The sequence below is a fragment of the Streptomyces sp. CB01635 genome, assembly GCF_002803065.1.
Lineage (GTDB): Bacteria > Actinomycetota > Actinomycetes > Streptomycetales > Streptomycetaceae > Streptomyces.
Genome location: NZ_NNBL01000002.1, coordinates 647529 through 666769 on the forward strand (window position 1 = coordinate 647529; position 19241 = coordinate 666769).

Sequence of the window (19241 nt, forward strand, 5' to 3'; positions counted from 1 at the left end):
ATTGCCCCGATCCGGCGAGTCACCCGGACGCCACACCTCACCCCGACGGATAATCCGGACAAAATGCCATGCATTGCAAGGGCAGCCACCGGACAGCGAGGGGTTTGGACGCCATGGACGCCAGGGACCTGCAAGCCGAAGTCGACGGCCTGATGGGCGGACTCCGCGCCGATCTGGAGCGGCTCGCCGCCATCCCGTCGATCGCCTTCCCCGGCTTCCCGGCCGAGCCCGTGCGAGAGGCGCACGACCTGCTGGTCGGGCTGCTCAGGGACGCCGGTGTCGAGCGCGTCGAGCGGATCGATCTGCCCGACACCGCCCCCGTCATCTTCGGCGAGATCCCGCCGCCGACCCCCGACGCGCCCACCGTCCTGCTCTACTCGCACTACGACGTCCAGCCGCCCGGCGACGAGAAGCTCTGGAAGTCCCCGCCCTTCGATCCGACCCCCGTCGAGGGCGGACTGCGGGCGCGCGGCATCGCCGACGACAAGTCGAACGTCATCGCCCACCTGGGCATGCTGCGGGCCTTCAAGGGCCGCCCGCCCGTCGGCGTCAAGATCGTCTTCGAGGGGCAGGAGGAGTACGGCAGCCCCTTCGACGACTACCCGCCCACCGACCCCGAGCGGTTCGCCTGTGACGCCATGGTCATCGCCGACCTCGGCAACCTCCGCCCCGGCACCCCCACCCTCACCACGGGTCTGCGCGGCGCGTCCGAGGTCGTCGTCGAGGTCCGCACCCTCGAAGAGCCGCGCCACAGCGGCGAGTTCGGCGGCGCGGCACCCGACGCCCTGCTCGTCCTGCTCAAGGCCCTTGCCACCCTGCACGACGTGCACGGGGACGTCGCCGTCGAGGGACTGCGCCGCGACGAGTGGACCGGCACGAGCTACACAGAGGACGAGTTCCGCTCCCTCGCCGGCGTCGAGGACGGCCTGCCGCTCATCGGCAGCGGCACCCTCGGTGAGCGCCTGTGGAGCGGCCCCGCGATCACCGTCATCGGCCTCGACGCCCCCGCCGTCGAACACGCCGCGTCCGCCGTCGTGCCCTACGCCCGCGCCAAGCTCAACCTTCGCTTCCACCCGCTCCAGGACCCGAAGGAGGCGCAGGCCAGGCTCGTCGACCACCTGAGCACCCTCAAGCCCTTCGGTATCCCGCTCGCCATCACCCCCGGCGACACCGGCCCCGGCTACGAGGCCGCGACCGGCGGCCCCGCCTACCGCGCCGCGCTCACCGCGCTCAAGGAGGCCTGGGGCTCGGACGCCTCCTATGTCGCGACCGGCGGCTCCATCCCGCTCGTCAACGGCCTCGCGAAGGCCGCCCCCGGAGCCGAGGTCCTCCTCTTCGGCGCCCAGGACAGCATGTGCAATCTGCACGCCCCCAACGAGCGCGTCCTGTTCTCCGAGCTGCGCAGCACCGTCGTCGCGATGTGCGCGTTCGTCCGCGAGTACGCCGCCGACTTCCGCGCCGGAACCGCCTCATGAGCGCTCCCACCGACACGGAAACACCCCGACAGCCCCGGCCGAAACGCAAGTTCACCTTCCCGAGCGCCCTGACCGTCCTCGCGATCGTCACGATCGCCGTCTGGGCGCTCGCCTTCCTCGTCCCCTCGGGCCAGTACGACCGCAACGACTCGGGCGCCCCCATCCAGGGCACGTACCACCGCGTCGACTCCGGGCAGTCCATCGTCGACCGCCTCGACGACCTGTTCCTGTCCCCGGTCAACGGCCTCTACGGCATCCTGGACCCCAAGACCGCCGTGGTCGCCCCGGACAACACCGGTGACCTGTACGGCAGCGCGGGCGTCTTCCTCTTCGTGCTCGCCATCGGCGCCTTCATCACCGTCGTCTTCGCGACCGGCGCCCTCGACCGCGGCATCGGCCGGCTCGCCCACCGGCTGCGCGACCGGGGCGCGCTGCTCATCGCGGGCGTCATGGTGGTCTTCTCGGTCCTCGGCACCGTCGAGGGCTTCGCCGAGGAGACCCTCGGGTTCTACGGCCTGATCGTGCCGCTGATGCTCGCGCTCGGCTACGACCGGATGACCGCCGTCGGCGCGATCATCCTCGGCGCGGGGGTCGGGGTGATGTGCTCGACGGTCAACCCGTTCGCCACCGGCGTCGCCTCCTCCGCCGCCGACATCTCGCTCGGCGACGGCATCATCCTGCGCTTCATCATGTGGATCGCGCTGACCGCCGTCACCGTCGCCTACGTCATCCGCTACGCGAAGCGCGTGGAGAAGGACCCCGAGCGCTCCCTGTCAGGGTTCCTGCCGGGGGACCGGGAGCAGGCGCAGGCCGAGGCCCACGCGGTCGAGGTGCCGGAGCTGACCGGCCTGCACAAGGCGGTCCTCACCGTCACCGCCCTCGTGTTCGCCTTCATGATCTTCTCGGTCGTGCCATGGTCGAGCGCCCTCACCGGGAAGGCCGACGCGATCCCGTACGGGTTCGAACTCGGCTGGTCCTTCCCGCAGTTGGCCGCCCTGTTCCTGGTCGCGGCCGTGCTCGTCGGCATCGTGGCGCGGATGGGGGAGCAGAAGCTCAGCTCGACGATCATCCAGGGCGCGGCCGACTTCATCTCACCCGCGCTCGTCATCCTGCTCGCCCGCGGCGTCACCGTGATCATGAACAACTCGAAGATCACCGACACGGTCCTGCACTCCATCGAGGGCGTCGTGAAGGGCACCTCGTCCGGCGTCTTCGCGATCATCGTCTTCGTCGTGAACCTGCCGCTCGCCTTCCTGATCCCCTCGACCTCGGGCCACGCCACCCTCGCCATGCCGATCCTCGCGCCGCTCGCCGACTTCGCGGGCGTCTCGCGCGCGGTCGTCGTCACCGCATGGCAGGCCGCCAGCGGCTGGATGAACCTGTGGGTGCCGACCACGGCCGTGACGATCGGCGGCGTGGCTCTCGCCAAGGTCGGCTACGACAAGTACCTCCGCTTCATCTGGCCGCTGCTGGCGATTCTGTTCGTGCTGATCTGCGGGTTCGTGGCGGCGGGTGCGGCGTGGACGTGAGGGGTGTGCGGCGCGCCGACAGCGGTCAGCCGTAGTGGTCGGCGTCGGCGGTCGACCGTCAGGCGTACGCCGTCAGCGGCGGGTGCGGCGGCGGGTCCGTTCGCCCGGGGTCTCGATGAACTGGAGCTCCAGAGCGGCCGGGGCCGGGGCGATCCCTGGACCGCCCGCCTCGGCCCAGCGCAGGATCTCGTCCGTCGCGTCGTCCCCCATCGACCAGCCCACCCATGCGGGGCGCCCGCCGCGCCGCCGGCCCTCGCCCGAAGGCTGCACGACCATGACGTTCGCCTGGTCGCACGGGCCCAGACAGTCCGTCACCCGCACCGCGACCCGCCCGCCGGACGAGTCGGCCGCGGCCCGCAGCCGCTCCAACTGCCAGGCGTGGTCGTAGCCGGGGTACTTCGCCGCATTGCCGCAGCAGCAGCCCCGGCACACCACGAGGGTGCAGGGGCGGGTACGGGCGGCGCCTATCGGTGTCCGGGTAGGCACAGAACTCCTTGTCCGGGCGGGCACAGAACTCCCGCGTACAGATACGGAAGAGATTCTCCGTCATGTGCGTCCGTCACGGCCGTCAGGGTGCTGAGGGATGAGGCCCGCAGCCCACAGAAGGCCGCTCTGAGCTGCGCAGATGAAGTTCGGCCCACACTGTCTTGCCGGGGGCGGACGGGCGAGGAACGACGCCCCAGTCGTCCGCGAGCGCGTCGACGAGGAGCAGGCCGCGGCCCGACTCGCCGTCCGGATCCGGCGTTCCCGTGACGGGGAGCCTCTCGGCGCGGGTGTCGGTGACTTCGACCCGTAAGGCGCCCTCGGCCTCGGCGAGGCGGAGGTGGAAGTCGCGGCCGGGGACGTGGCCGTGCCGGACCGCGTTCGCGGTCAGCTCCGCGGTGATGAGGGTGACGGTCTCGTTGGTGGGCGAGGTGTAGGGGTGGCCCCAGTCGTTCAGGCGGTGGGAGATGAGACGGCGGGCGAGTCGTGCACCGCGTGGGGTCGAAGTGAACCGCATGGCGAACTCGTGTACGGGCGCGACGCGTTGGGGCATATGCCCTTGTGGGGGAGTTACAGCCTTCATACCGTCAACGGTCCTGTCCCATGCGTAGCTTTGAACAGGCGCGACGCGCTGACCGGTGGTCGTTGTACGCGGCCGGCGCGCCGTTGTACGCGCGGCGAGGCGTGACCGGTCTTCCGCGCGGCGCGTTGGCCGCGGGAGCGGTTGCAGTGGCGGTTGCGTGGTGTTCGGTGGCGGCGGTGGGACGTACGGGAGGTGCCGGGCGTGGAGGGCCAGCAGGTGGAGGGGGAGCACGAGTTCGGGGCGGGGATTCTGCATGTGTTCGGGCGTCAGGTGAAGCTGTGCCGGGAGCGGGCGGGGTTGGACCGGGCGGATCTGGGGGCGCGGACGGGGTACTCGGCGTCGACGATCGCGTCGTTCGAGCAGGGGAGGAGGATTCCGCCGCCCAAGTTCATCGACCTCGCTGATGAAGTGCTGGACGCGGGTGGGGTGTTGAGGGCGGGGAAGGAGGAGGTGGCTCGGGCGCAGTATCCGGCGTTCTTCAGGGATGCGGCACAGCATGAGGCGCATGCGGTCGAGTCGCATGTGTACGCGCCCCAGGCTGCTCCGGGGCTGTTGCAGACAGAGGAGTACGCGCGGGCGGTCTTCGCGATGTGGCGGCCTCTGCTTGATGAAGTGCTCATCGAACAGCGAGTAGCGGCTCGACTGGCGCGGCAGGAGATCTTCGCCAGGCGCCCGGCGCCTCACATGAGTTTCGTGATCGAGGAGGCTGTACTGCACCGTCCTCTTGGCGGGGAGGTCGTTTGGCGCGGTCAGCTGGAGCAGTTCCTTCTGGCCAGTGAGAAGCGGAACGTCGAGATTCAGGTGATGCCGCTCTCGCGCTTGGAACATGCGGGACTGGCAGGCCCGTTCACCTTGATGGAGACCAGAGATGGGCGGAGGATCGCCTACACGGAGGTCCAGGGTGACAGCCGCGTCCATACGGAGCGGGGAAAGGTCCGGGAGATCGAGGCTGCGTACGGGAGTCTCCGTGCGCAGGCGCTCACACCGGCCGAATCGCTTTCGTTGATCGAGAAGTTGTTGGGAGAGAGATGAGCGGGGCAGTGGCCGGGCCGAACAGTGATGAGCTGACTTGGTTCAAAAGCAGTTACAGCGCCGGGAACGGCGGCGAGTGTGTCGAGGTCGCGTCCCGGCTGGGCCTCACGCATGTCCGTGACTCGAAGGACGAGGCGGGCCCCATAGTGAGCCTGACGGCGACCGCCTGGACCGAGTTCGTCGGGTTTGCCGCCCGGCACACCGCGTAAGGCGTCTCTACGTCCTTTTACTCAGTCGCCCGGCTGCCCGCGCCTTGGATAGCGTGCCCTCATGTCTGTCGCTCCTGCCATGACCGATGACGTCTTCCCCGATCATGTCGCCGAGCGGCTCGCCGCGCTTCCTGGTGTGCGGGCCGTCGCGCTCGGCGGTTCGCGGGCCCAGGGAACTCAACGGCCCGACAGCGACTGGGACTTCGCGATCTACTACCGGGGTGATTTCCAGCCGGACGACCTGCGGGGCGTCGGGTGGGAAGGGGAGGTGTCCGAGATCGGTGGGTGGGGCGGCGGGGTCTTCAACGGCGGGGCGTGGCTCACCGTCGACGGGCGGCGTGCCGACGTTCACTACCGGGATCTCGACGTGGTGGAACGGGAGTTGGCCGAGGCCGGGCGGGGACGGGTCCGCTGGGAGCCGCTGATGTTCCATCTGGCCGGGATCCCGACCTACCTCGTCGTCGCGGAACTCGCCGTCAACCAAGTGCTGCGCGGCACGGCGCCCCGCCCGGACCGCTACCCCGAGGCCCTGCGCAAGGCCGCCCCCGAGATGTGGTGGAGCCGGGCCTCCGGCACGCTGCACTACGCGAGGGCCAACAACGCGCCCACGGGCGGAAGGGCCGAGGTCCACGGCGCGGTCGCCGTGGCAGCGATGTCGGCCGCGCACGCCGTCCTCGCCGCCCGCGGTGAGTGGGTCACCAACGAGAAGCGGCTCCTGGAGCGCGCGGGCCTGCTGGGCGTCCACAGCCTGCTCGCGGGGGCATCGGGCGACCTGACGGACGTGGTCGATCGGACTCAGGTCCTCCTGGAGAGCGCCGTCGACGCCGCGCGCAGGACCTGAGCCGGCGGAGCAGGTTGAGTAGGAGGTGCAGGAGGTGCAGGCGAGCGCCCCAGGTCGTACACCGCGCTGTCCTCCCACGCCCGCCCGTCCGTCACGATCAGGCGCACCGAGTCGACGCGCGCGGTCACCGGAAGCATCGGTCGCAGTTCCCGCTCCAGCGCGTCGTACGCCCTCTCGTACGTCTCCGGCCCTTCGTCGTTCGCCAGCGTGAGGTGGGGATCCAGACCCTCCGGCCCGAACACACCCCGGTAGGGCACCGCCTCCGGCCAGCGCTCCCGCACCGCCCTCGTCAGGGCGCGGACGGGGTGATCGGGAGCGGGCGGGAGATAGAGGACACCCGGGTACCGACGGAACTCGGCGAACGTCAGGACGAACGGGGCCCGGTCGGCGAACAGCGCCGCCAGCTCGGCGTGGACCTCCGGCGTGATCCGCGCGGCGGGGAGGAACGGGTACAGCACCGTGATGTGGGCCGGGAACGGCGCCCGTACGAAGGCGTCCGCCTCCGGGATCCGGATCGTCAGGGCCGTGTCGCCGGGCACGTCCGGCCAGCCGTCCTCGCTGCTCACGGCGCGCCATCCTGTCACGCTGCCACCCCGGTGACCTGCAGCGGGCCAGATCCGAGAAGTCCCGCACATCGTCACATCGATGAAACGCGCACGTACCTTTCCCTCCAAATACGCCACCTAGCGTCGAGGCATCAGCCCAGGCCGACGTCGTCCCGCGGCACACCCCCGCCCCGGACCGCCGTCGCCGACAGGAGCACCGTGCGCACCACCCCCCGCCCCCTTCCGCCCTGGCTCGGCCACGCGCTGCGCGCCCAGCGCGGACCCGTCCCGTGGAGCGCCGTCGTACGCGGCGCCCTCGCCGCCGGGCCGCTCCTCGTGGCGGCCCTGCTCGCCGGGCGCCCCTCCGCCGGAGTGCTCGCCGCGCTCGGCGCGATGCTCGCCGGGATCAACGACCGGCCCGGCAGCCGCCGCGCGGCGGTGTCCCGGATCGGGGTGCCCGCCCTGGTCGGTGCGGGCGGGCTCGCCCTCGGCACCTGGCTCGGCGCGCTTGCCGGTCCCGCCACGCTGATCGGTGTGTTCGCGCTGCTCGGGTTCGCGGGCGGCGCCGTCAGCGCCGTCGGGCCCGTCGCGTCCGCCTGCGGAACGCAACTCCTCGTCGCCGTCGCGATCGGCGCGGGCATGCCGCTGCCCGAGTCCGGCCCGCAGCGAGCGCTGCTGTTCCTCGCGGGCGCGGGCTGGCTCCTCGTCCTGCGGAGCGTGCTGCCGTCGCCGGGTGGGGCAGGGGCGTACCGGTTCGACGGTGAACGCGCCGCCGTCGCCCAGGTGTACGCGGCCGTCGCCGGGCTCGTCGACGCGGCGGGCACACCCCGGGCCACCGCACATCGCGCCGCCCTGACCGCCGCGCTCGACCACGCGCAGGACGCCCTGTCCGGACCGCGCCTGCGCCGGTTCGCAGGCTCCCGCGAAGAACGCCGCCTCCACGCGCAGTACGCCGCCGCCCTGCCGCTCGGCGAGGCGGCCACGGCCCTCGCCTGGGCGGGCGGCCCCCTCCCGGCCCGCGCGTCCGAGGGCCTGTGGCGCCTCGCCGACGCCGTGCGCTCCGCGCAGCCGTGCGGCCCGCTGCCCGCGCCCGCCCGCTCCGACGCGGCCCTGCGCGCGCTGGACGAGGCACTGCTGCACGCGGCCGTGGCGTTCGACGGTCCGGTACGGGACCACGACCGGTCGTCGCACGCGCGACCGAACGTACGCGTGAGGACCTGGCGCGGCGCCGGTGCGGCTCCGCTGCACACCCGCCCCCGCACCCCCGTCACCGCCCTGCGCAGAGCCGTCGGCCCCGCCGGGCGCGAGTACGGGATCCGCGTGGCGCTCTGCTTCGGGGCAGGCGTTGCCGTCGCGCAGCTCCTGCACAACGCACACTGGTACTGGCTGCCCGCGACCGCCGTCTTCCTCGTCAAGCCGGACCTCGGGCCGCTCGCCTCGCGCGTGCTGTGCCGGGCACTCGGGACGGTCGTCGGCGCGGCCCTCTTCGCGGGCCTCGCCGCGCTGCTGCCGAGCCCGGCGGGGCCCGTCGCACTGGTGGCCCTCGGCGGCGCGCTGATCCCCGTGGCCACCCGGCACTTCGCCGCCCAGACCGCCGTCGTGACCGTCTTCGTGCTGTCCCTCGTGATGGTGGGCGGGGAGCCGCAGATGGCCCTGGCCAGGATCGGGGAGACGCTCCTCGCGTGCGCGATCGTGCTGTGCGTGGGTCACCTGCCGCTTCCCGTGCCGGGCCGCGGCGGCGCCGTCCGTACGCGCCTGACCACCGCCGGCGAGGCCGCGCACGCCTACGTACTTCATGTGCTCAGCGGATCCGACGACCGCGCCGGACGCTGGACCCTGCGCCGCGAGGCGTACCGTGCGCTCGCCGAGGCGCGCACCGCGATCGACCTCGCCGCTGCCGAACTTCCCCCGCTCGCCCGCCACACGGCCGGCACGGAAGACGTCGCCGTCGCCCTCGAAGCCCTCGTCGACACGACCACGTCCTGTGCCGTGCACCTCGACGACACGGGCCGCGTCCCGGAGCAGCACGCCGAACGGATCGACGCGCTGCTCGCGGAACTCGCCTCCTAGAAAGGGCAGTTCGAGGTGGCGCCGTCAGGAAGTGGTGTCACGGCTTGGGCAGCTCACAGCCCGCCGCGCTCAGGTCGATCTTGTTGCCGATCCCGACGCACGGCACGATCCCGTACGTCTCCTGCGCGTAGTTGATGCCCTTGCGGACCGTGACGGTGCCGTTCTCGTCGACCTCGCACGGGTTGTTGTCCGTGCAGCGGGCGCCGTCCTCGTTGCCCGTGTTGTTGACCGCGACGACCTTGCCGGACGCCTGGTCGACGACGGGGGAGCCCGAGGTGCCGCCGATCGTGTTGCACGTGGAGGTGTAGCGGACCGAGTCCTTCCAGGTCCACTCGCCCTCCTTGAGGCGGTACGCGAAGCCGTCGATGTTGCAGCTGTAGGTCTTCTTCCAGTAGCCGGAGACGACCGTGATGGCCGTGCCCGCCGTGGGGTGCGAGGCCGACAGTTCGAGGGCCTTGATGCCGTACGAGCTCTCGATCTGCTCGTAGGTGCTGGTGAGTTGGTAGAGCGAGACGTCCGTGTCCGTCATCGTGCCGTACGCGATCTTGTCCGCGCGCAGCGTCGCGACCTTGCTGCCCGCGGAGTTGAGCAGGCTGAAGGTGCGGGACGACGGCTGGTCGACGACGACCTCGCCCGGGCCGGGGAAACCGCTCTCGAGGCAGTGCCCGTTGGACATGACCAGGGCCGGGTCCGTGGGCTGGGAGTCCGGCACGCGGACGACCGACCCGGAGCAGTTGCTGAGCGCCACCGTCCCGGCGAAGGTGACCGCCTTTGCCTTGGCCTTGGCCTCGTGCTGGGCTCCGACTGCCGTGGCGGGCGCGGCTGTTGCTCCTATGAGGAGCAGGCCGAACACCGCACCGACGAGAGGCTTGTTCATGTGGGGGTCCTCTCCCGTTGCTTCCTGAAACCGTCAACTACCGGTTTTGACATGTGCATTGTGGTGGTGTCGGCGTCAGCGGACAACAGTGCATGCTCAGCGAACACAACGGATCCCCCGAAAGAAGTGCAGAAGTTTTCTGTCGCAGAGCGATGAGTTCCGCGATGACCCCCGGTCAACCACCCGAGGAGTACCGACCCGAGGAGGACCCATGGGGCTGCCGAACGTCGTCACCCGCGAGGAGTGGCTCGGCGCGCGCCAAGAACTGCTCGCCAGGGAGAAGGCGGCGACCCGCGCCCGCGACGCGCTCAACGCCCGGCGCCGCGAACTGCCCATGGTGGAGGTCGAGAAGCTGTACGTCTTCGAGGGGCCCGACGGCAAGGCGGAGCTCCTCGACCTGTTCGAGGGCCGCTCCCAGCTCATCGTCTACCACTTCATGTTCGGCCCGGACCAGGACGCGGGCTGCCCCAACTGCTCCGCGTTCCTCGACCAGATCGGCCACCTCTCCCATCTGCGCGCCAGGGACACGGAGTTCGCGGCCGTGTCGCGTGCCCCGTTCACCAGACTCCTGCCGTTCAAGGCCCGCATGGGCTGGACCATGCCCTGGTACTCGTCGGCCACGAGTGACTTCAACCAGGACTTCGGCTTCGCGTCCGGCGAGGATCCCCGCGACCTGCCCGGGCTCAGCTGCTTCCTGCGCGACGGCGACCGGGTCTACCACACGTACTCCACGACGGGCCGTGGCCTCGACGGCATCGGCTCCATCAACAGCCTGCTCGATCTGACCGCGCTCGGCCGGCAGGAGGAGTGGGAGGAGCCGCAAGGGCGGGCGTCGGCGCTCGGAGCCCCGGCGGGCAGCGCGCGGGTCCGCTACCACGACGAGTATCTGGACTGACGCGGCGGCTATGTGCTCCTTGCGTGGCGGCGCTGTGCGTCTCAACTCGGTTTCATTGTCGTCATGTTGCGAGCCCCCGGGCGCCTCGCGGGCGTTCTTCTCCGTAAGGACGCGCGACAGCGCACGTACGACGACGGGGGCAGGGGTGCACGATGATCGACGGACGAGTGGTGCTTGAACGCTTTCCCGCGGGGGGACCGCGCGGGTCGTGGCCGGCCGAGGAGTTCGCGCGCGACCGGCGAATGGAGGGTCAGCCCGCGGAGGTCGTCATGGACCTCGCGACGGACGCCTTCCTGGTGATCGTTCCGCGCGCGGAGGTTGTCGCGGGCTGATCCGGGTGGAGCGTGCGGTTCAGGCCGCGTCGGCCGCGCCCGCGCCGATCGAACGGGACCAGGCGGGCGTCGTGCCGGTGACCCGGCACAGCGCGAGATAGAGCGGGATCGGCGGGGTGTACGGGACGCTGCCGTCGGGCCGGTGGATGAGTCCGGGCGCGCGCCGCGCGTCCGGAACCAGCGCGCCGGTCGTGTAACTGGCCGGGGCCGGCCACTCCAGGGCGACATCCGAGTCCGAGGGAACGATCCACCACCAGCGGTCACCGTCGGCGTACACGCAGCCCATGCGCGGGAGCCGCGCGACCATGGCGCGCCCGCAGGCCTCGGGGACCGCGACGGCGTCGCAGCCGAGCGGCGCGGTCATGCCGTCGGGGACGGCGAGTCTGAGCGGGGCGGTCCGCAGGACCTGCCGCTGCCGGGAGAACCGGACCAGCGAGTCGAGATCCATCGTGCGCGTCGTCACCACACCCATCCGGCTCCCGCCCCCGTCCCCGTACCAGGGCCGTCGGCCGGGCCGAAGCCGGTGCCGCACCCCGTCTCGAACTCTGACTCGAACTGCTCTGTGTCGAAGGCCGGGCCTTGTTCGGTGCCCGGTCCCGTGTCGGGGGAGTGAGGCGCTCCGCCGGTGTGCGGTTCACTGCTGTGTTGCGGCCCGGGAATGCCACGGGGTCCGGCGACGGCCGGCTGTCCTTCGGGGCCGGCGGCGCCCGTGTCGTGCGCGCTGTCCGCGTCGCGTGCGAGCTCGGCCCACACGAGGAGTCCGGGGCCGGTCTCCTGCGCGCCCCACGCGGTACTCACCGCGGCCACGAGCAGCAGGCCACGGCCGTGCTCCTCCTCCGGCGCGACACGGCGGGCGGGATGCGGCTCGCCGGGGGCCCAGCCCTCGTCACGCACAGCTATCCGCACCCGGTCGTCACTGTCGTGGAGCTCGCACACTATGCGGCTGCTCGCCGTGTGGATGATCGCGTTCGTGACCAGTTCGGAGATGACCAGGGCGGCCGCGTCGCAGGTGTCATCGCACACTGCCCAGCCGCTGAGGTGGGCGCGCGTCAGCTTCCGGGCCTGAGCGGCAGAACCCGGGTGGGGAGCCAGTTCGAAGCTGCTGCGGCGGCGCGCGGACGCGGTACCGGAGCACACATCGGTTTCGTCACCGAGTGTAGCTTCGCCGACTTCTGTTCCTAACGGCACGGACGGAGTCACGCTTGCCACTATCTCCCCGTCGTGAACACTTGGCAAGAGCCACTCTGAAAAGTGCAGAGTGCAGTGTGCTTGGGCGCCGAGCCATGGCACACTGCTGACGGCGGTGTGCCGTACGGCGCCCGCCATGGCGCAAATGCCGTTGATTTCAGGGAAGTTGCCCGGAATGGCCGGGTGCTGGGGCAGCCCGGCTTCCCTCTGGGAGCGCGACCACACGCGCGACCGCAACAGGACCACAGGGACGACTGGGAGGTAGGGGGCGTGAGCGAACCGCGGTCCGCTCCGACCGTTGGCCAGGTCGTCCTCGGCCGGCGCCTCCAGGATCTGCGCGAACGCGCCGGGCTCAAGCGCGAGGAGGCCGCGAAGGTCCTGCGCGTCGCCCCCGCCACGGTCCGCCGCATGGAGATGGCCGAGGTCGGCCTGAAGATCCCGTATCTCCAGCTCCTGCTGAAGTCCTACGGCGTCACCGACGAAGAGGCGGATGCCTTCGTCACGCTCGCCGAAGAGGCCAACAAACCCGGCTGGTGGCAGCGGTTCCACGACATCCTGCCCGGCTGGTTCTCGATGTACGTGAGCCTGGAGGGCGCCGCCAGCCTCATTCGGTCGTACGAGCCCCACTTCGTTCCCGGGCTCCTGCAGACCGAGGACTACGCGCGTGGAGTGCTGCGCTCCGGAGCCGTCGGCCGCGCCCTCGCCGAGGACCCCGACGTCGTCGAGCGGCATGTCGCGCTCCGGATGCAGCGCCAGGAGCTGATCACCCGCGAGGAGGCCCCGCGCCTGTGGATGGTCATGGACGAGACCGCGCTGCGGCGCCCGGTCGGCGGCCCCGACGTGATGCGCGGTCAGATCGACCGGCTCCTCGAGGTCACGGAGCTGGCCAACGTGACGCTGCAGATCGCCGAGTTCGCCGCCGGCCCGCACCCCGGCACGTACGGCCCCTTCGTGTTGTTCCGATTTGCCATGTCAGAACTGCCGGACATGGTCTACAGCGAGTACCTGACCGGCGCCGTCTATCTCGACGCGCGCCCCGAGGTGGCCACCCACCTGGAGGTCATGGACCGCATGGCGGCACATGCCGCGACGGCACATCGCACAAAGGACATCCTCCGGGATCTCCGCAAGGAGCTGTGAATGGATCGGATCAAGGCCCGCATACGAGGGGTCGACGGGAAGGTCATCTACAACGGGATGCCCGCCCGCGAACTCGGCAACGAGGGCTGGCACAAGCCCTGGAGCGGCGGCAACGGGGGCAACTGCGTGGAAGCGATGAAGCTGGCCGACGGCCGGGTCGCGATGCGCCAGTCGGCCGACCCGGACGGCCCCGCCCTGATCTACACCCCGGGCGAGATCACCGCGTTCATCGAGGGCGCGAAGGCCGGGGCGGCGGATTTCCTGCTTTCGTGAGCGGAGCGGACGGGTGCGCGAGCCGGAACCCCGAGGTGGGGTCTCAGTCCGGTGGCAGCACCCCGCACAGGGCGTCCAGCGCGGCGCCGTAGGCATGGTCCGACGGCGTCGAGTACCCCACCACCAGCCCGTCCGCGTGCGGCATCGTCGCCTGCGGATGACGGAACTCCGCGAGGCCCTCGAGGGCGACACCGCCCCACGTGGCGGCCTTGACCACGGACCGCTCGGTCCCCGGAGGCAGCCGCAGCACCGCGTGCAGCCCGGCCGCGATCCCGGTGGCAGCCACCCCGGGCGCCCGCTGGGCGAGCGCCTCCACCAGCCGGTCGCGCCGCCCCCGGTACCGCTGCCGCATCCGCCGCACATGCCGGTCGTACGCCCCCGAGACCAGGAAGTCCGCGAGCGCCAGCTGGTCCGGCACGCTCGCCCACGCCTCCCGCTCGCCCTTCACCGCGACAACATCCCCCACCAGCTCCCGCGGCAGCACCATCCAGCCGAGCCGCAGCGCCGGTGACAGGCTCTTGCTCACCGAGCCGACATAGACCACCCGTTCGGGGTCGAGGCCCTGCACCGCGCCGACGGGCCTGCGGTCGTAGCGGAACTCGCCGTCGTAGTCGTCCTCCACGATCAGCCCGCCACGCGCGCGTGCCCAGTCGACGGCCGCCGCACGCCGCTCCGCGTGCAGCGGGCCGCCCGTGGGGAACTGGTGCGCGGGCGTGAGCAGCGCCGCCCGCGCCCGGCGCGCGCCGGCCGTCAGCTCCCCGACGCGCGCGCCGTGTTCGTCGAGCGTCAGAGGAAGCGTCCGCACTCCCGCCGCTGTCAGGATCTCGCGGTGGAAGCCGAGTCCGTACGACTCCACGGCGAGCGGTCCGCGCAGCACCCGGCCGTCGAACAGAAGCCGCAGGGCGTGCGCGAAGCCGGAGCAGATCACGATGCGGTCCGGCTCCGTGCGCACGCCGCGCGCGCGGGCCAGATACTCCGTGAGCGCCTCCCGCAGCTCGAAGCGGCCCTGCGGATCGCCCGGCCCGAACGCCTCGTTCGGTGCGGCCTGGAGCGCACGCCGGTAGGCGGCCGCCCACTCCGCGCGCGGGAACGACGACGCGTCGGGCGTGCCCTGGCGGAGGTCGTGGCGTGGCCCGTGTGCGCGGACCGGACCCTTCTTCGGGACGCGGCCGGGCGCGGGCGGCCCGGCCCGCTCGGCGACACGCGTCCCCGAGCCCTGCCGCGCGGTCAGCCAGCCCTCGGCGACGAGTTCCGCGTACGCGTCGGCGACCGTGTTGCGGGCGACGCCGAGGTCGGCGGCGAGCGAACGGTAGGGCGGCAGCCGGGTGCCCGGAGCGAGCCGCCCCGAGCGGACGGCGTCGCGCAGCGCCCCGATGAGAGCGGCCCTGCGGCTACCCGCCCCGGACAGGTCCAGATGCAGGTCGGCGCCGATGCGCTCCGCAGAATTGACCCATGAATCTGCCATGGAAATGCACCCTACAAGAGGTCTATCCGGCCCGTAGATTCATGGTCATGACGACGAACACGATCACCGCAGCGAACACCCACTCCCACTCCGCCGGCCGCATCGACTTCGCCAAGGCCGCGCCCAAGGTCTTCCGCTCCCTCATCGGCTTCGACGCCGCCGCACGCGAGGGCCTCGACCCGGCCCTGGTCGAGCTGATCCAGATCCGCGCCTCGCACCTCAACCACTGCGCGTACTGCCTCCACATGCACACCAACGACGCGCGCAAGGCCGGCGAGAGCGAGGACCGGCTGCACATGGTGGCCGTGTGGCGCGAGGCCCGGCACTTCTTCAGCGCCCGGGAGCGCGCGGCGCTCGCGCTCACCGAGGCCGTCACGCTCGTCGCCGACGGCGGCGTCCCCGACGACGTCTACGCCGAGGCCGCCGCCCAGTTCGACGAGCAGGAGCTGGCCCACGTCCTGTCCCTGATCCTCACGATCAACACCTGGAACCGGATCGCCCTGTCGACCGCCAAGGTCGCGGGCACCGACGAGCGCAAGTGAACGACGAGCGCTGAGCCGGCGGCGGGCTCAGGCCGTCATCGGACGGTCGTACGGCCCGATCGGCGCGGGCAGCCGCGTCGAGCCGGTCAGCCAGTGGTCCACCGCGGCGGCGGCCGAGCGGCCCTCGGCGATCGCCCACACGATGAGCGACTGGCCACGGGCCGCGTCCCCGGCCGCGAACACGCCGGGCACCGAGGTCGTGAAGCGCGCGTCGCGGGTGAGCGTGCCGCGGTCCTCCACGGCCAGTCCGAGCTGGCCGACCGGGCCGCCCGCCCCGCGCTCGGGCCCCGAGAAGCCGAGGGCGAGCAGCACCAGATCGGCGGGCAGCTCCCGGGACGTGTCCTCCCGGGGCCGCCGCGCCTCGTCGACCTCGACGAGATGCAACGCCCTCACCCGGCCCCACTCGTCCCCCTCGAAGCGCAGCGTGGACGCCGCGAAGAGGCGCGCGTCGGCATCCGCCGCGGGCGCGGTCCGCAGCTCCCCGGCCTCCTCGTGGGCGGCGGACATCCGGTAGATCTTCGGATACGTCGGCCAGGGCTCGGCCAGCTCGTCGCGTTCGGCGCCCGGCTGCCCGTAGATGTCCAGCTGCGTGACGGACGCGGCGCCCTCGCGCACCGCCGTGCCCAGGCAGTCGGCGCCGGTGTCGCCGCCGCCGACGATCACGACGTGCTTGCCCGCGGCCGACAGGGGAGAGACGTCGAGGTCTCCCTGGCACACGCGGTTGGCCAGCGGCAGATACTCCATCGCCTGCACGATCCCGTCCAACTCCCGCCCCGGCACGTGCAGTTCGCGCCAGGCCGTGGCGCCGACCGCGAGGACCACCGCGTCGTAGCGGGACCGCAGCTCGGCGGCACCGATGTCACGGCCCACCTCCGTCGACGTACGGAAACGCACCCCCTCGTCCCTCAACTGCGCCAGCCTGCGGTCCAGATGGTGCTTCTCCATCTTGAAAGCGGGGATGCCGTACCGCATCAGTCCGCCCGGCCGGTCGTCCCGCTCGAAGACCGCGACCGTGTGCCCCGCGCGCGTGAGCTGCTGGGCGGCCGCGAGCCCCGCCGGGCCCGAGCCGACCACGGCGACCGTGCGGCCGGACAGTCGTTCGGGTGGCTTGGGTGGCGCGAGGCCGTCCTGCCAGGCGCGGTCGGCGATGGCGACCTCGACGTTCTTGATGGTCACGGCCGGCTGGTTGATCGCCAGGACGCAGCCCGCCTCGCACGGCGCGGGGCACAGGCGCCCGGTGAACTCGGGAAAGTTGTTCGTGGCGTGCAGCCGGTCGCTCGCCGCCCGCCAGTCGTCCCGCGACACGAGGTCGTTCCAGTCCGGGATCAGGTTGCCGAGCGGGCACGCCTCGTGACAGAACGGGACGCCACAGTCCATGCAGCGGTCGGCCTGCGCCTCGACGATCGGCAGGAGCGCCCCGGGGACGTACACCTCGTCCCAGTCCTGGACCCGCTCGCCGACAGGGCGGCGTGGCCAGTCCTCCCGGGGGGTGGTGAGAAAGCCCTTGGGGTCGGCCATGGCCGTCTCCCTTGCCGTGTCCTTCTCGCCACGATACGTCCGTTTCCTTTGGTGCGCAGGGGCGCCGGCGGGGGTGCGGCAGGACGCGAAGGCTCAGGTCAGGGCGAGGACGAACGAGGCCGAAGCGGCCAGCGACGCACCACCCCTGATGTGGTTCCACATCAGCCACTCGGACACGTACCTGCGCCACGGTCCCTCGCTGTCCGGCGCCTCGGGGGCGAGCTTCGCGAGCGCGTCGTTGCGCGGGACGTTCGCGGCGACGGTCACGCCGAACGCGCCCGCGAGCTGGAACGCGCTGCCGAGCAGCAGCTCCACGGTGCCCTGCTCCGGCCAGAGCACGAACGTCACGACGGCAAGCACCACGCACAGCGCCGCGGCCCCCAGGAACACCACCATGAACGCCGGGCTGACCGCGACCACGTTGATCGCCTGCATCGCCGCGATGCCCTGCGCGGGCGGGAGCGCCGCGAGCCCCTTCATCACGAAGGTCGAGAACGCGATGAAGACGCCCGCCGACACCCCGCAGGCGAGCGCACCCAGGACGGTGAGCACGAAGTACGGTCCCTCGATCATCACAACTCCCCCTGCCGACGATGCCGTTGGCCTCGCGGTCCGGTCAAGATCCTGCCGCACGGACGAGACGGCCGCCACCATGTGGCATCCACGCTTCTCACGATTCCCCCGCGCGCCATACAGCGAGTACGGCTTCCACCTGCACCCCGATACTCCGTCTGGCCTCGCCCCGCCGCACCCCGCTCATCAGCAGCGCGTCGTACGCGGTCTCCGTGTGCCGCACCGCCGCCCGCACCGCCGCCGTCACCGCGGCCCGGGACAGGGCGCGGCCCGCCGCGCTGCGCCCCACCCGGCCACTGCCGCGCAGGGACGCGTGGGCCGCGATGGCCTCCGCCCGGTCCGGCGGGCAGCCGGGGAAGAGCCGCAGGATCTCCCGCGCGAACGCGGCTGTGAACGACACGTCCTGTGCCGCCCTGCGCGCCGCGTCCCGCGCCCGGCGCCTCGCCCGCGCATCCGCGTCCGCCAGACACCGCTCCTCGGCGCGGGCCAGCGCCGCCTCCTCCACGAGAACGCCCTGGCGCTCGTAACGGCCGCGCCGCCGATGGAAACGCACGACCACCGCCGACAGCGAACTCCCTTCCCTGGCACGGCGGGTGAGGGCCCAGTCGCCGCGCGGCAGATACACGAGGTGCCCGAGGTCCGCGCAGTCCAGACAGCGCGGCGCCCCGTCCTCCAGGGTCAGCAGGTCCAGCGGCGCCCGGTGACACTCCGCGCACTGCCGGCGCTTCAGCGGCTGCACGACGACCGGCCCGCCGGTGCCGGTGTGCGGCGGGGGAGTCCGGCGTTGGGGGGCCCGGTCGGGCCGGGCCTTGGCGGTCATACGCGGTTCATTCCCCGCGCGCGGGCGAGAACGCGTCGCCGGGGTACGGGTCCCCCTCGGCTCCCCTCCGGCGTGCGAGGCATCATGAGGCGCGTGCGACTCGAAGCGATCACCTGGGAACGGCTCGGCGACGCCCTCGCCGAGAGGCTGCTCGAACTGAAGCCGGGCGACGGGAGTCCGTGGCCCCGTATCGCCGTCGACGGTCCGCCGGCCGCCCGCCCGGGTGACCTCGCCGCACTGGTCGGGGAGGCGCTGCGGGTGCGCGGACGCCCTTCGCTCGCCGTGGACACGGGCGGCTTCCTGCGGCCCGCCTCATTGCGCTTCGAGTACGGGCGCGAGGACGTGGAGGCCTACTACAGCGGCTGGTTCGACACGGCCGCGCTGTGGCGCGAGGTCTTCGGGCCGCTCGAACCGGGCGGCACAGGACGCGTCCTGCCGGACCTGTGGGACCCGGCGGCCGACCGCGCGACGCGCAGCTCCTACGTCGAACTGCCGCCCGGCGGCGTCCTGTTGCTGCACGGGCCCCTGCTCATGGGGCACTGGTTCCCGTTCGACCTGACCGTGCACCTCAAGCTGTCGCCGGGCGCGCTGCGACGCCGTACGCCCGAGGGCGAGCAGTGGACGCTGCCGGCCTTCGAGCGCTACGACAGCGAGACCGACCCGGCCGGCACGGCGGACGTGGTCGTACGGGCGGACGACCCCCGGCATCCGGCCTGGGGCGGGTTGCCCTCGTAACAGGTTGCTCCCGCTTCCGTACGGGCCCGTACCCAGGTGCGGGCCCAGGGCAGCGCGGAGAGAATGGATGGTGCCGGGACCTGCGGCGCCTCCCGTGCCGCGCCGGCCACCGGCAC

General features: G+C 72.0%; 22 protein-coding genes. 12 read left to right on the forward strand and 10 right to left on the reverse strand.

Annotated features, from left to right (window positions below; translation table 11 throughout):
* Positions 1–113: 113 nt before the first annotated feature.
* The gene (locus CG723_RS06950; RefSeq protein WP_100592338.1) at positions 114–1475 is read left to right on the forward strand and encodes a M20/M25/M40 family metallo-hydrolase; all 1362 of its coding nucleotides are present in this window, start codon (positions 114–116) and stop codon (positions 1473–1475) included.
* Complete coding sequence (locus CG723_RS06955) at positions 1472–3004, forward strand: YfcC family protein (protein WP_100592339.1); 1533 nt, start codon at positions 1472–1474, stop codon at positions 3002–3004. The genes CG723_RS06950 and CG723_RS06955 overlap by 4 nt, the downstream gene beginning before the upstream one ends.
* Positions 3005–3076: 72 nt before the next feature.
* On the opposite strand, the gene CG723_RS06960 is transcribed toward CG723_RS06955, so the two are convergent.
* Both CG723_RS06960 and CG723_RS06965 read right to left on the reverse strand, forming a co-directional pair.
* Positions 3077–3490 carry a (2Fe-2S) ferredoxin domain-containing protein gene (locus CG723_RS06960; protein WP_100592340.1) on the reverse strand — a complete coding sequence of 138 codons (414 nt, stop codon included), beginning with the start codon at positions 3488–3490 and terminating at the stop codon, positions 3077–3079.
* Between the two features lie 82 nt (positions 3491–3572).
* Positions 3573–4004, reverse strand: a complete 432-nt coding sequence (locus CG723_RS06965; protein WP_199841675.1) for an ATP-binding protein — start codon at positions 4002–4004, stop codon at positions 3573–3575.
* A gap of 267 nt (positions 4005–4271) precedes the next feature.
* Here CG723_RS06965 and CG723_RS06970 point away from each other — a divergent pair, with 267 nt between their 5' ends.
* The 3 genes from CG723_RS06970 to CG723_RS06980 all read left to right on the forward strand — a co-directional run bounded on the left by CG723_RS06970 (position 4272) and on the right by CG723_RS06980 (position 6152).
* Positions 4272–5102 (forward strand): helix-turn-helix domain-containing protein, encoded by an 831-nt coding sequence (locus tag CG723_RS06970; protein WP_100592342.1) that lies wholly within the window; start codon positions 4272–4274, stop codon positions 5100–5102.
* Positions 5099–5311 carry a DUF397 domain-containing protein gene (locus CG723_RS06975; RefSeq protein WP_100592343.1) on the forward strand — a complete coding sequence of 71 codons (213 nt, stop codon included), beginning with the start codon at positions 5099–5101 and terminating at the stop codon, positions 5309–5311. Before CG723_RS06970 ends, CG723_RS06975 begins: the two co-directional genes overlap by 4 nt.
* 61 nt (positions 5312–5372) lie before the next feature.
* Positions 5373–6152, forward strand: coding sequence for a nucleotidyltransferase family protein (locus CG723_RS06980; protein WP_234374175.1), 780 nt, complete (start codon positions 5373–5375; stop codon positions 6150–6152).
* Here CG723_RS06980 and CG723_RS06985 read toward each other — a convergent pair.
* The gene (locus CG723_RS06985) at positions 6107–6718 is read right to left on the reverse strand and encodes a 2'-5' RNA ligase family protein (protein ID WP_234374176.1); all 612 of its coding nucleotides are present in this window, start codon (positions 6716–6718) and stop codon (positions 6107–6109) included. The genes CG723_RS06980 and CG723_RS06985 overlap by 46 nt on opposite strands.
* A gap of 198 nt (positions 6719–6916) precedes the next feature.
* Between CG723_RS06985 and CG723_RS06990 the strand changes: the two genes are divergently transcribed.
* Entirely contained in the window at positions 6917–8767 is a 1851-nt protein-coding gene (locus CG723_RS06990; RefSeq protein WP_100592346.1) for an FUSC family protein, read from the forward strand.
* A gap of 37 nt (positions 8768–8804) precedes the next feature.
* Here the strand turns inward: CG723_RS06990 and CG723_RS06995 are convergent, their stop codons facing one another.
* Positions 8805–9644 (reverse strand): S1 family peptidase, encoded by an 840-nt coding sequence (locus CG723_RS06995; RefSeq protein WP_100592347.1) that lies wholly within the window; start codon positions 9642–9644, stop codon positions 8805–8807.
* 211 nt (positions 9645–9855) lie between these two features.
* Between CG723_RS06995 and CG723_RS07000 the strand changes: the two genes are divergently transcribed.
* On the forward strand, positions 9856–10539 hold the full coding sequence (locus CG723_RS07000) for a DUF899 domain-containing protein (RefSeq protein ID WP_100592348.1): 684 nt from the start codon (positions 9856–9858) through the stop codon (positions 10537–10539).
* A gap of 152 nt (positions 10540–10691) precedes the next feature.
* Entirely contained in the window at positions 10692–10871 is a 180-nt protein-coding gene (locus tag CG723_RS07005; RefSeq protein ID WP_199841676.1) for a hypothetical protein, read from the forward strand.
* 19 nt (positions 10872–10890) lie between these two features.
* Here the strand turns inward: CG723_RS07005 and CG723_RS07010 are convergent, their stop codons facing one another.
* Positions 10891–11343 (reverse strand): hypothetical protein, encoded by a 453-nt coding sequence (locus CG723_RS07010; RefSeq protein WP_100592349.1) that lies wholly within the window; start codon positions 11341–11343, stop codon positions 10891–10893.
* Positions 11331–12008 carry an ATP-binding protein gene (locus CG723_RS07015; RefSeq protein ID WP_442802527.1) on the reverse strand — a complete coding sequence of 226 codons (678 nt, stop codon included), beginning with the start codon at positions 12006–12008 and terminating at the stop codon, positions 11331–11333. The genes CG723_RS07010 and CG723_RS07015 overlap by 13 nt, the downstream gene beginning before the upstream one ends.
* A gap of 321 nt (positions 12009–12329) precedes the next feature.
* Between CG723_RS07015 and CG723_RS07020 the strand changes: the two genes are divergently transcribed.
* Both CG723_RS07020 and CG723_RS07025 read left to right on the forward strand, forming a co-directional pair.
* Positions 12330–13199, forward strand: coding sequence for a helix-turn-helix domain-containing protein (locus CG723_RS07020; protein WP_100592351.1), 870 nt, complete (start codon positions 12330–12332; stop codon positions 13197–13199).
* On the forward strand, positions 13200–13472 hold the full coding sequence (locus CG723_RS07025) for a DUF397 domain-containing protein (protein WP_100592352.1): 273 nt from the start codon (positions 13200–13202) through the stop codon (positions 13470–13472).
* Positions 13473–13515: 43 nt separating this feature from the next.
* On the opposite strand, the gene pdxR is transcribed toward CG723_RS07025, so the two are convergent.
* Entirely contained in the window at positions 13516–14937 is a 1422-nt protein-coding gene (pdxR, locus tag CG723_RS07030; protein WP_100592353.1) for a MocR-like pyridoxine biosynthesis transcription factor PdxR, read from the reverse strand.
* A 47-nt stretch (positions 14938–14984) separates the two neighbouring features.
* Here pdxR and CG723_RS07035 point away from each other — a divergent pair, with 47 nt between their 5' ends.
* Entirely contained in the window at positions 14985–15479 is a 495-nt protein-coding gene (locus CG723_RS07035; protein WP_100592610.1) for a carboxymuconolactone decarboxylase family protein, read from the forward strand.
* Positions 15480–15506: 27 nt separating this feature from the next.
* Here the strand turns inward: CG723_RS07035 and CG723_RS07040 are convergent, their stop codons facing one another.
* The 3 genes from CG723_RS07040 to CG723_RS07050 all read right to left on the reverse strand — a co-directional run bounded on the left by CG723_RS07040 (position 15507) and on the right by CG723_RS07050 (position 18390).
* Positions 15507–16997 (reverse strand): glutamate synthase subunit beta, encoded by a 1491-nt coding sequence (locus tag CG723_RS07040; RefSeq protein WP_100592354.1) that lies wholly within the window; start codon positions 16995–16997, stop codon positions 15507–15509.
* A 93-nt stretch (positions 16998–17090) separates the two neighbouring features.
* On the reverse strand, positions 17091–17570 hold the full coding sequence (locus CG723_RS07045; RefSeq protein WP_100592355.1) for an anthrone oxygenase family protein: 480 nt from the start codon (positions 17568–17570) through the stop codon (positions 17091–17093).
* 97 nt (positions 17571–17667) lie between these two features.
* On the reverse strand, positions 17668–18390 hold the full coding sequence (locus CG723_RS07050; protein ID WP_100592356.1) for a DUF2293 domain-containing protein: 723 nt from the start codon (positions 18388–18390) through the stop codon (positions 17668–17670).
* A gap of 84 nt (positions 18391–18474) precedes the next feature.
* Between CG723_RS07050 and CG723_RS07055 the strand changes: the two genes are divergently transcribed.
* Positions 18475–19125 carry a uridine kinase gene (locus tag CG723_RS07055; RefSeq protein WP_199841677.1) on the forward strand — a complete coding sequence of 217 codons (651 nt, stop codon included), beginning with the start codon at positions 18475–18477 and terminating at the stop codon, positions 19123–19125.
* Positions 19126–19241 lie beyond the last annotated feature (116 nt).

Coding starts and splice junctions, on each gene's coding strand:
- CG723_RS07050 (WP_100592356.1), bottom strand. CDS start 18,390: ATGACCGCCAAGGCCCGGCCCGACCGGGCCCCCCAACGCCGGACTCCC.
- CG723_RS06995 (WP_100592347.1), bottom strand. CDS start 9,644: ATGAACAAGCCTCTCGTCGGTGCGGTGTTCGGCCTGCTCCTCATAGGA.
- CG723_RS06975 (WP_100592343.1), top strand. CDS start 5,099: ATGAGCGGGGCAGTGGCCGGGCCGAACAGTGATGAGCTGACTTGGTTC.
- CG723_RS07010 (WP_100592349.1), bottom strand. CDS start 11,343: ATGGGTGTGGTGACGACGCGCACGATGGATCTCGACTCGCTGGTCCGG.
- CG723_RS07055 (WP_199841677.1), top strand. CDS start 18,475: ATGAGGCGCGTGCGACTCGAAGCGATCACCTGGGAACGGCTCGGCGAC.
- CG723_RS06955 (WP_100592339.1), top strand. CDS start 1,472: ATGAGCGCTCCCACCGACACGGAAACACCCCGACAGCCCCGGCCGAAA.
- CG723_RS07045 (WP_100592355.1), bottom strand. CDS start 17,570: ATGATCGAGGGACCGTACTTCGTGCTCACCGTCCTGGGTGCGCTCGCC.
- CG723_RS06980 (WP_234374175.1), top strand. CDS start 5,373: ATGTCTGTCGCTCCTGCCATGACCGATGACGTCTTCCCCGATCATGTC.
- CG723_RS06965 (WP_199841675.1), bottom strand. CDS start 4,004: ATGCGGTTCACTTCGACCCCACGCGGTGCACGACTCGCCCGCCGTCTC.
- CG723_RS07025 (WP_100592352.1), top strand. CDS start 13,200: ATGGATCGGATCAAGGCCCGCATACGAGGGGTCGACGGGAAGGTCATC.
- CG723_RS07000 (WP_100592348.1), top strand. CDS start 9,856: ATGGGGCTGCCGAACGTCGTCACCCGCGAGGAGTGGCTCGGCGCGCGC.
- CG723_RS07005 (WP_199841676.1), top strand. CDS start 10,692: ATGATCGACGGACGAGTGGTGCTTGAACGCTTTCCCGCGGGGGGACCG.
- CG723_RS06950 (WP_100592338.1), top strand. CDS start 114: ATGGACGCCAGGGACCTGCAAGCCGAAGTCGACGGCCTGATGGGCGGA.
- CG723_RS07040 (WP_100592354.1), bottom strand. CDS start 16,997: ATGGCCGACCCCAAGGGCTTTCTCACCACCCCCCGGGAGGACTGGCCA.
- pdxR (WP_100592353.1), bottom strand. CDS start 14,937: ATGGCAGATTCATGGGTCAATTCTGCGGAGCGCATCGGCGCCGACCTG.
- CG723_RS07035 (WP_100592610.1), top strand. CDS start 14,985: ATGACGACGAACACGATCACCGCAGCGAACACCCACTCCCACTCCGCC.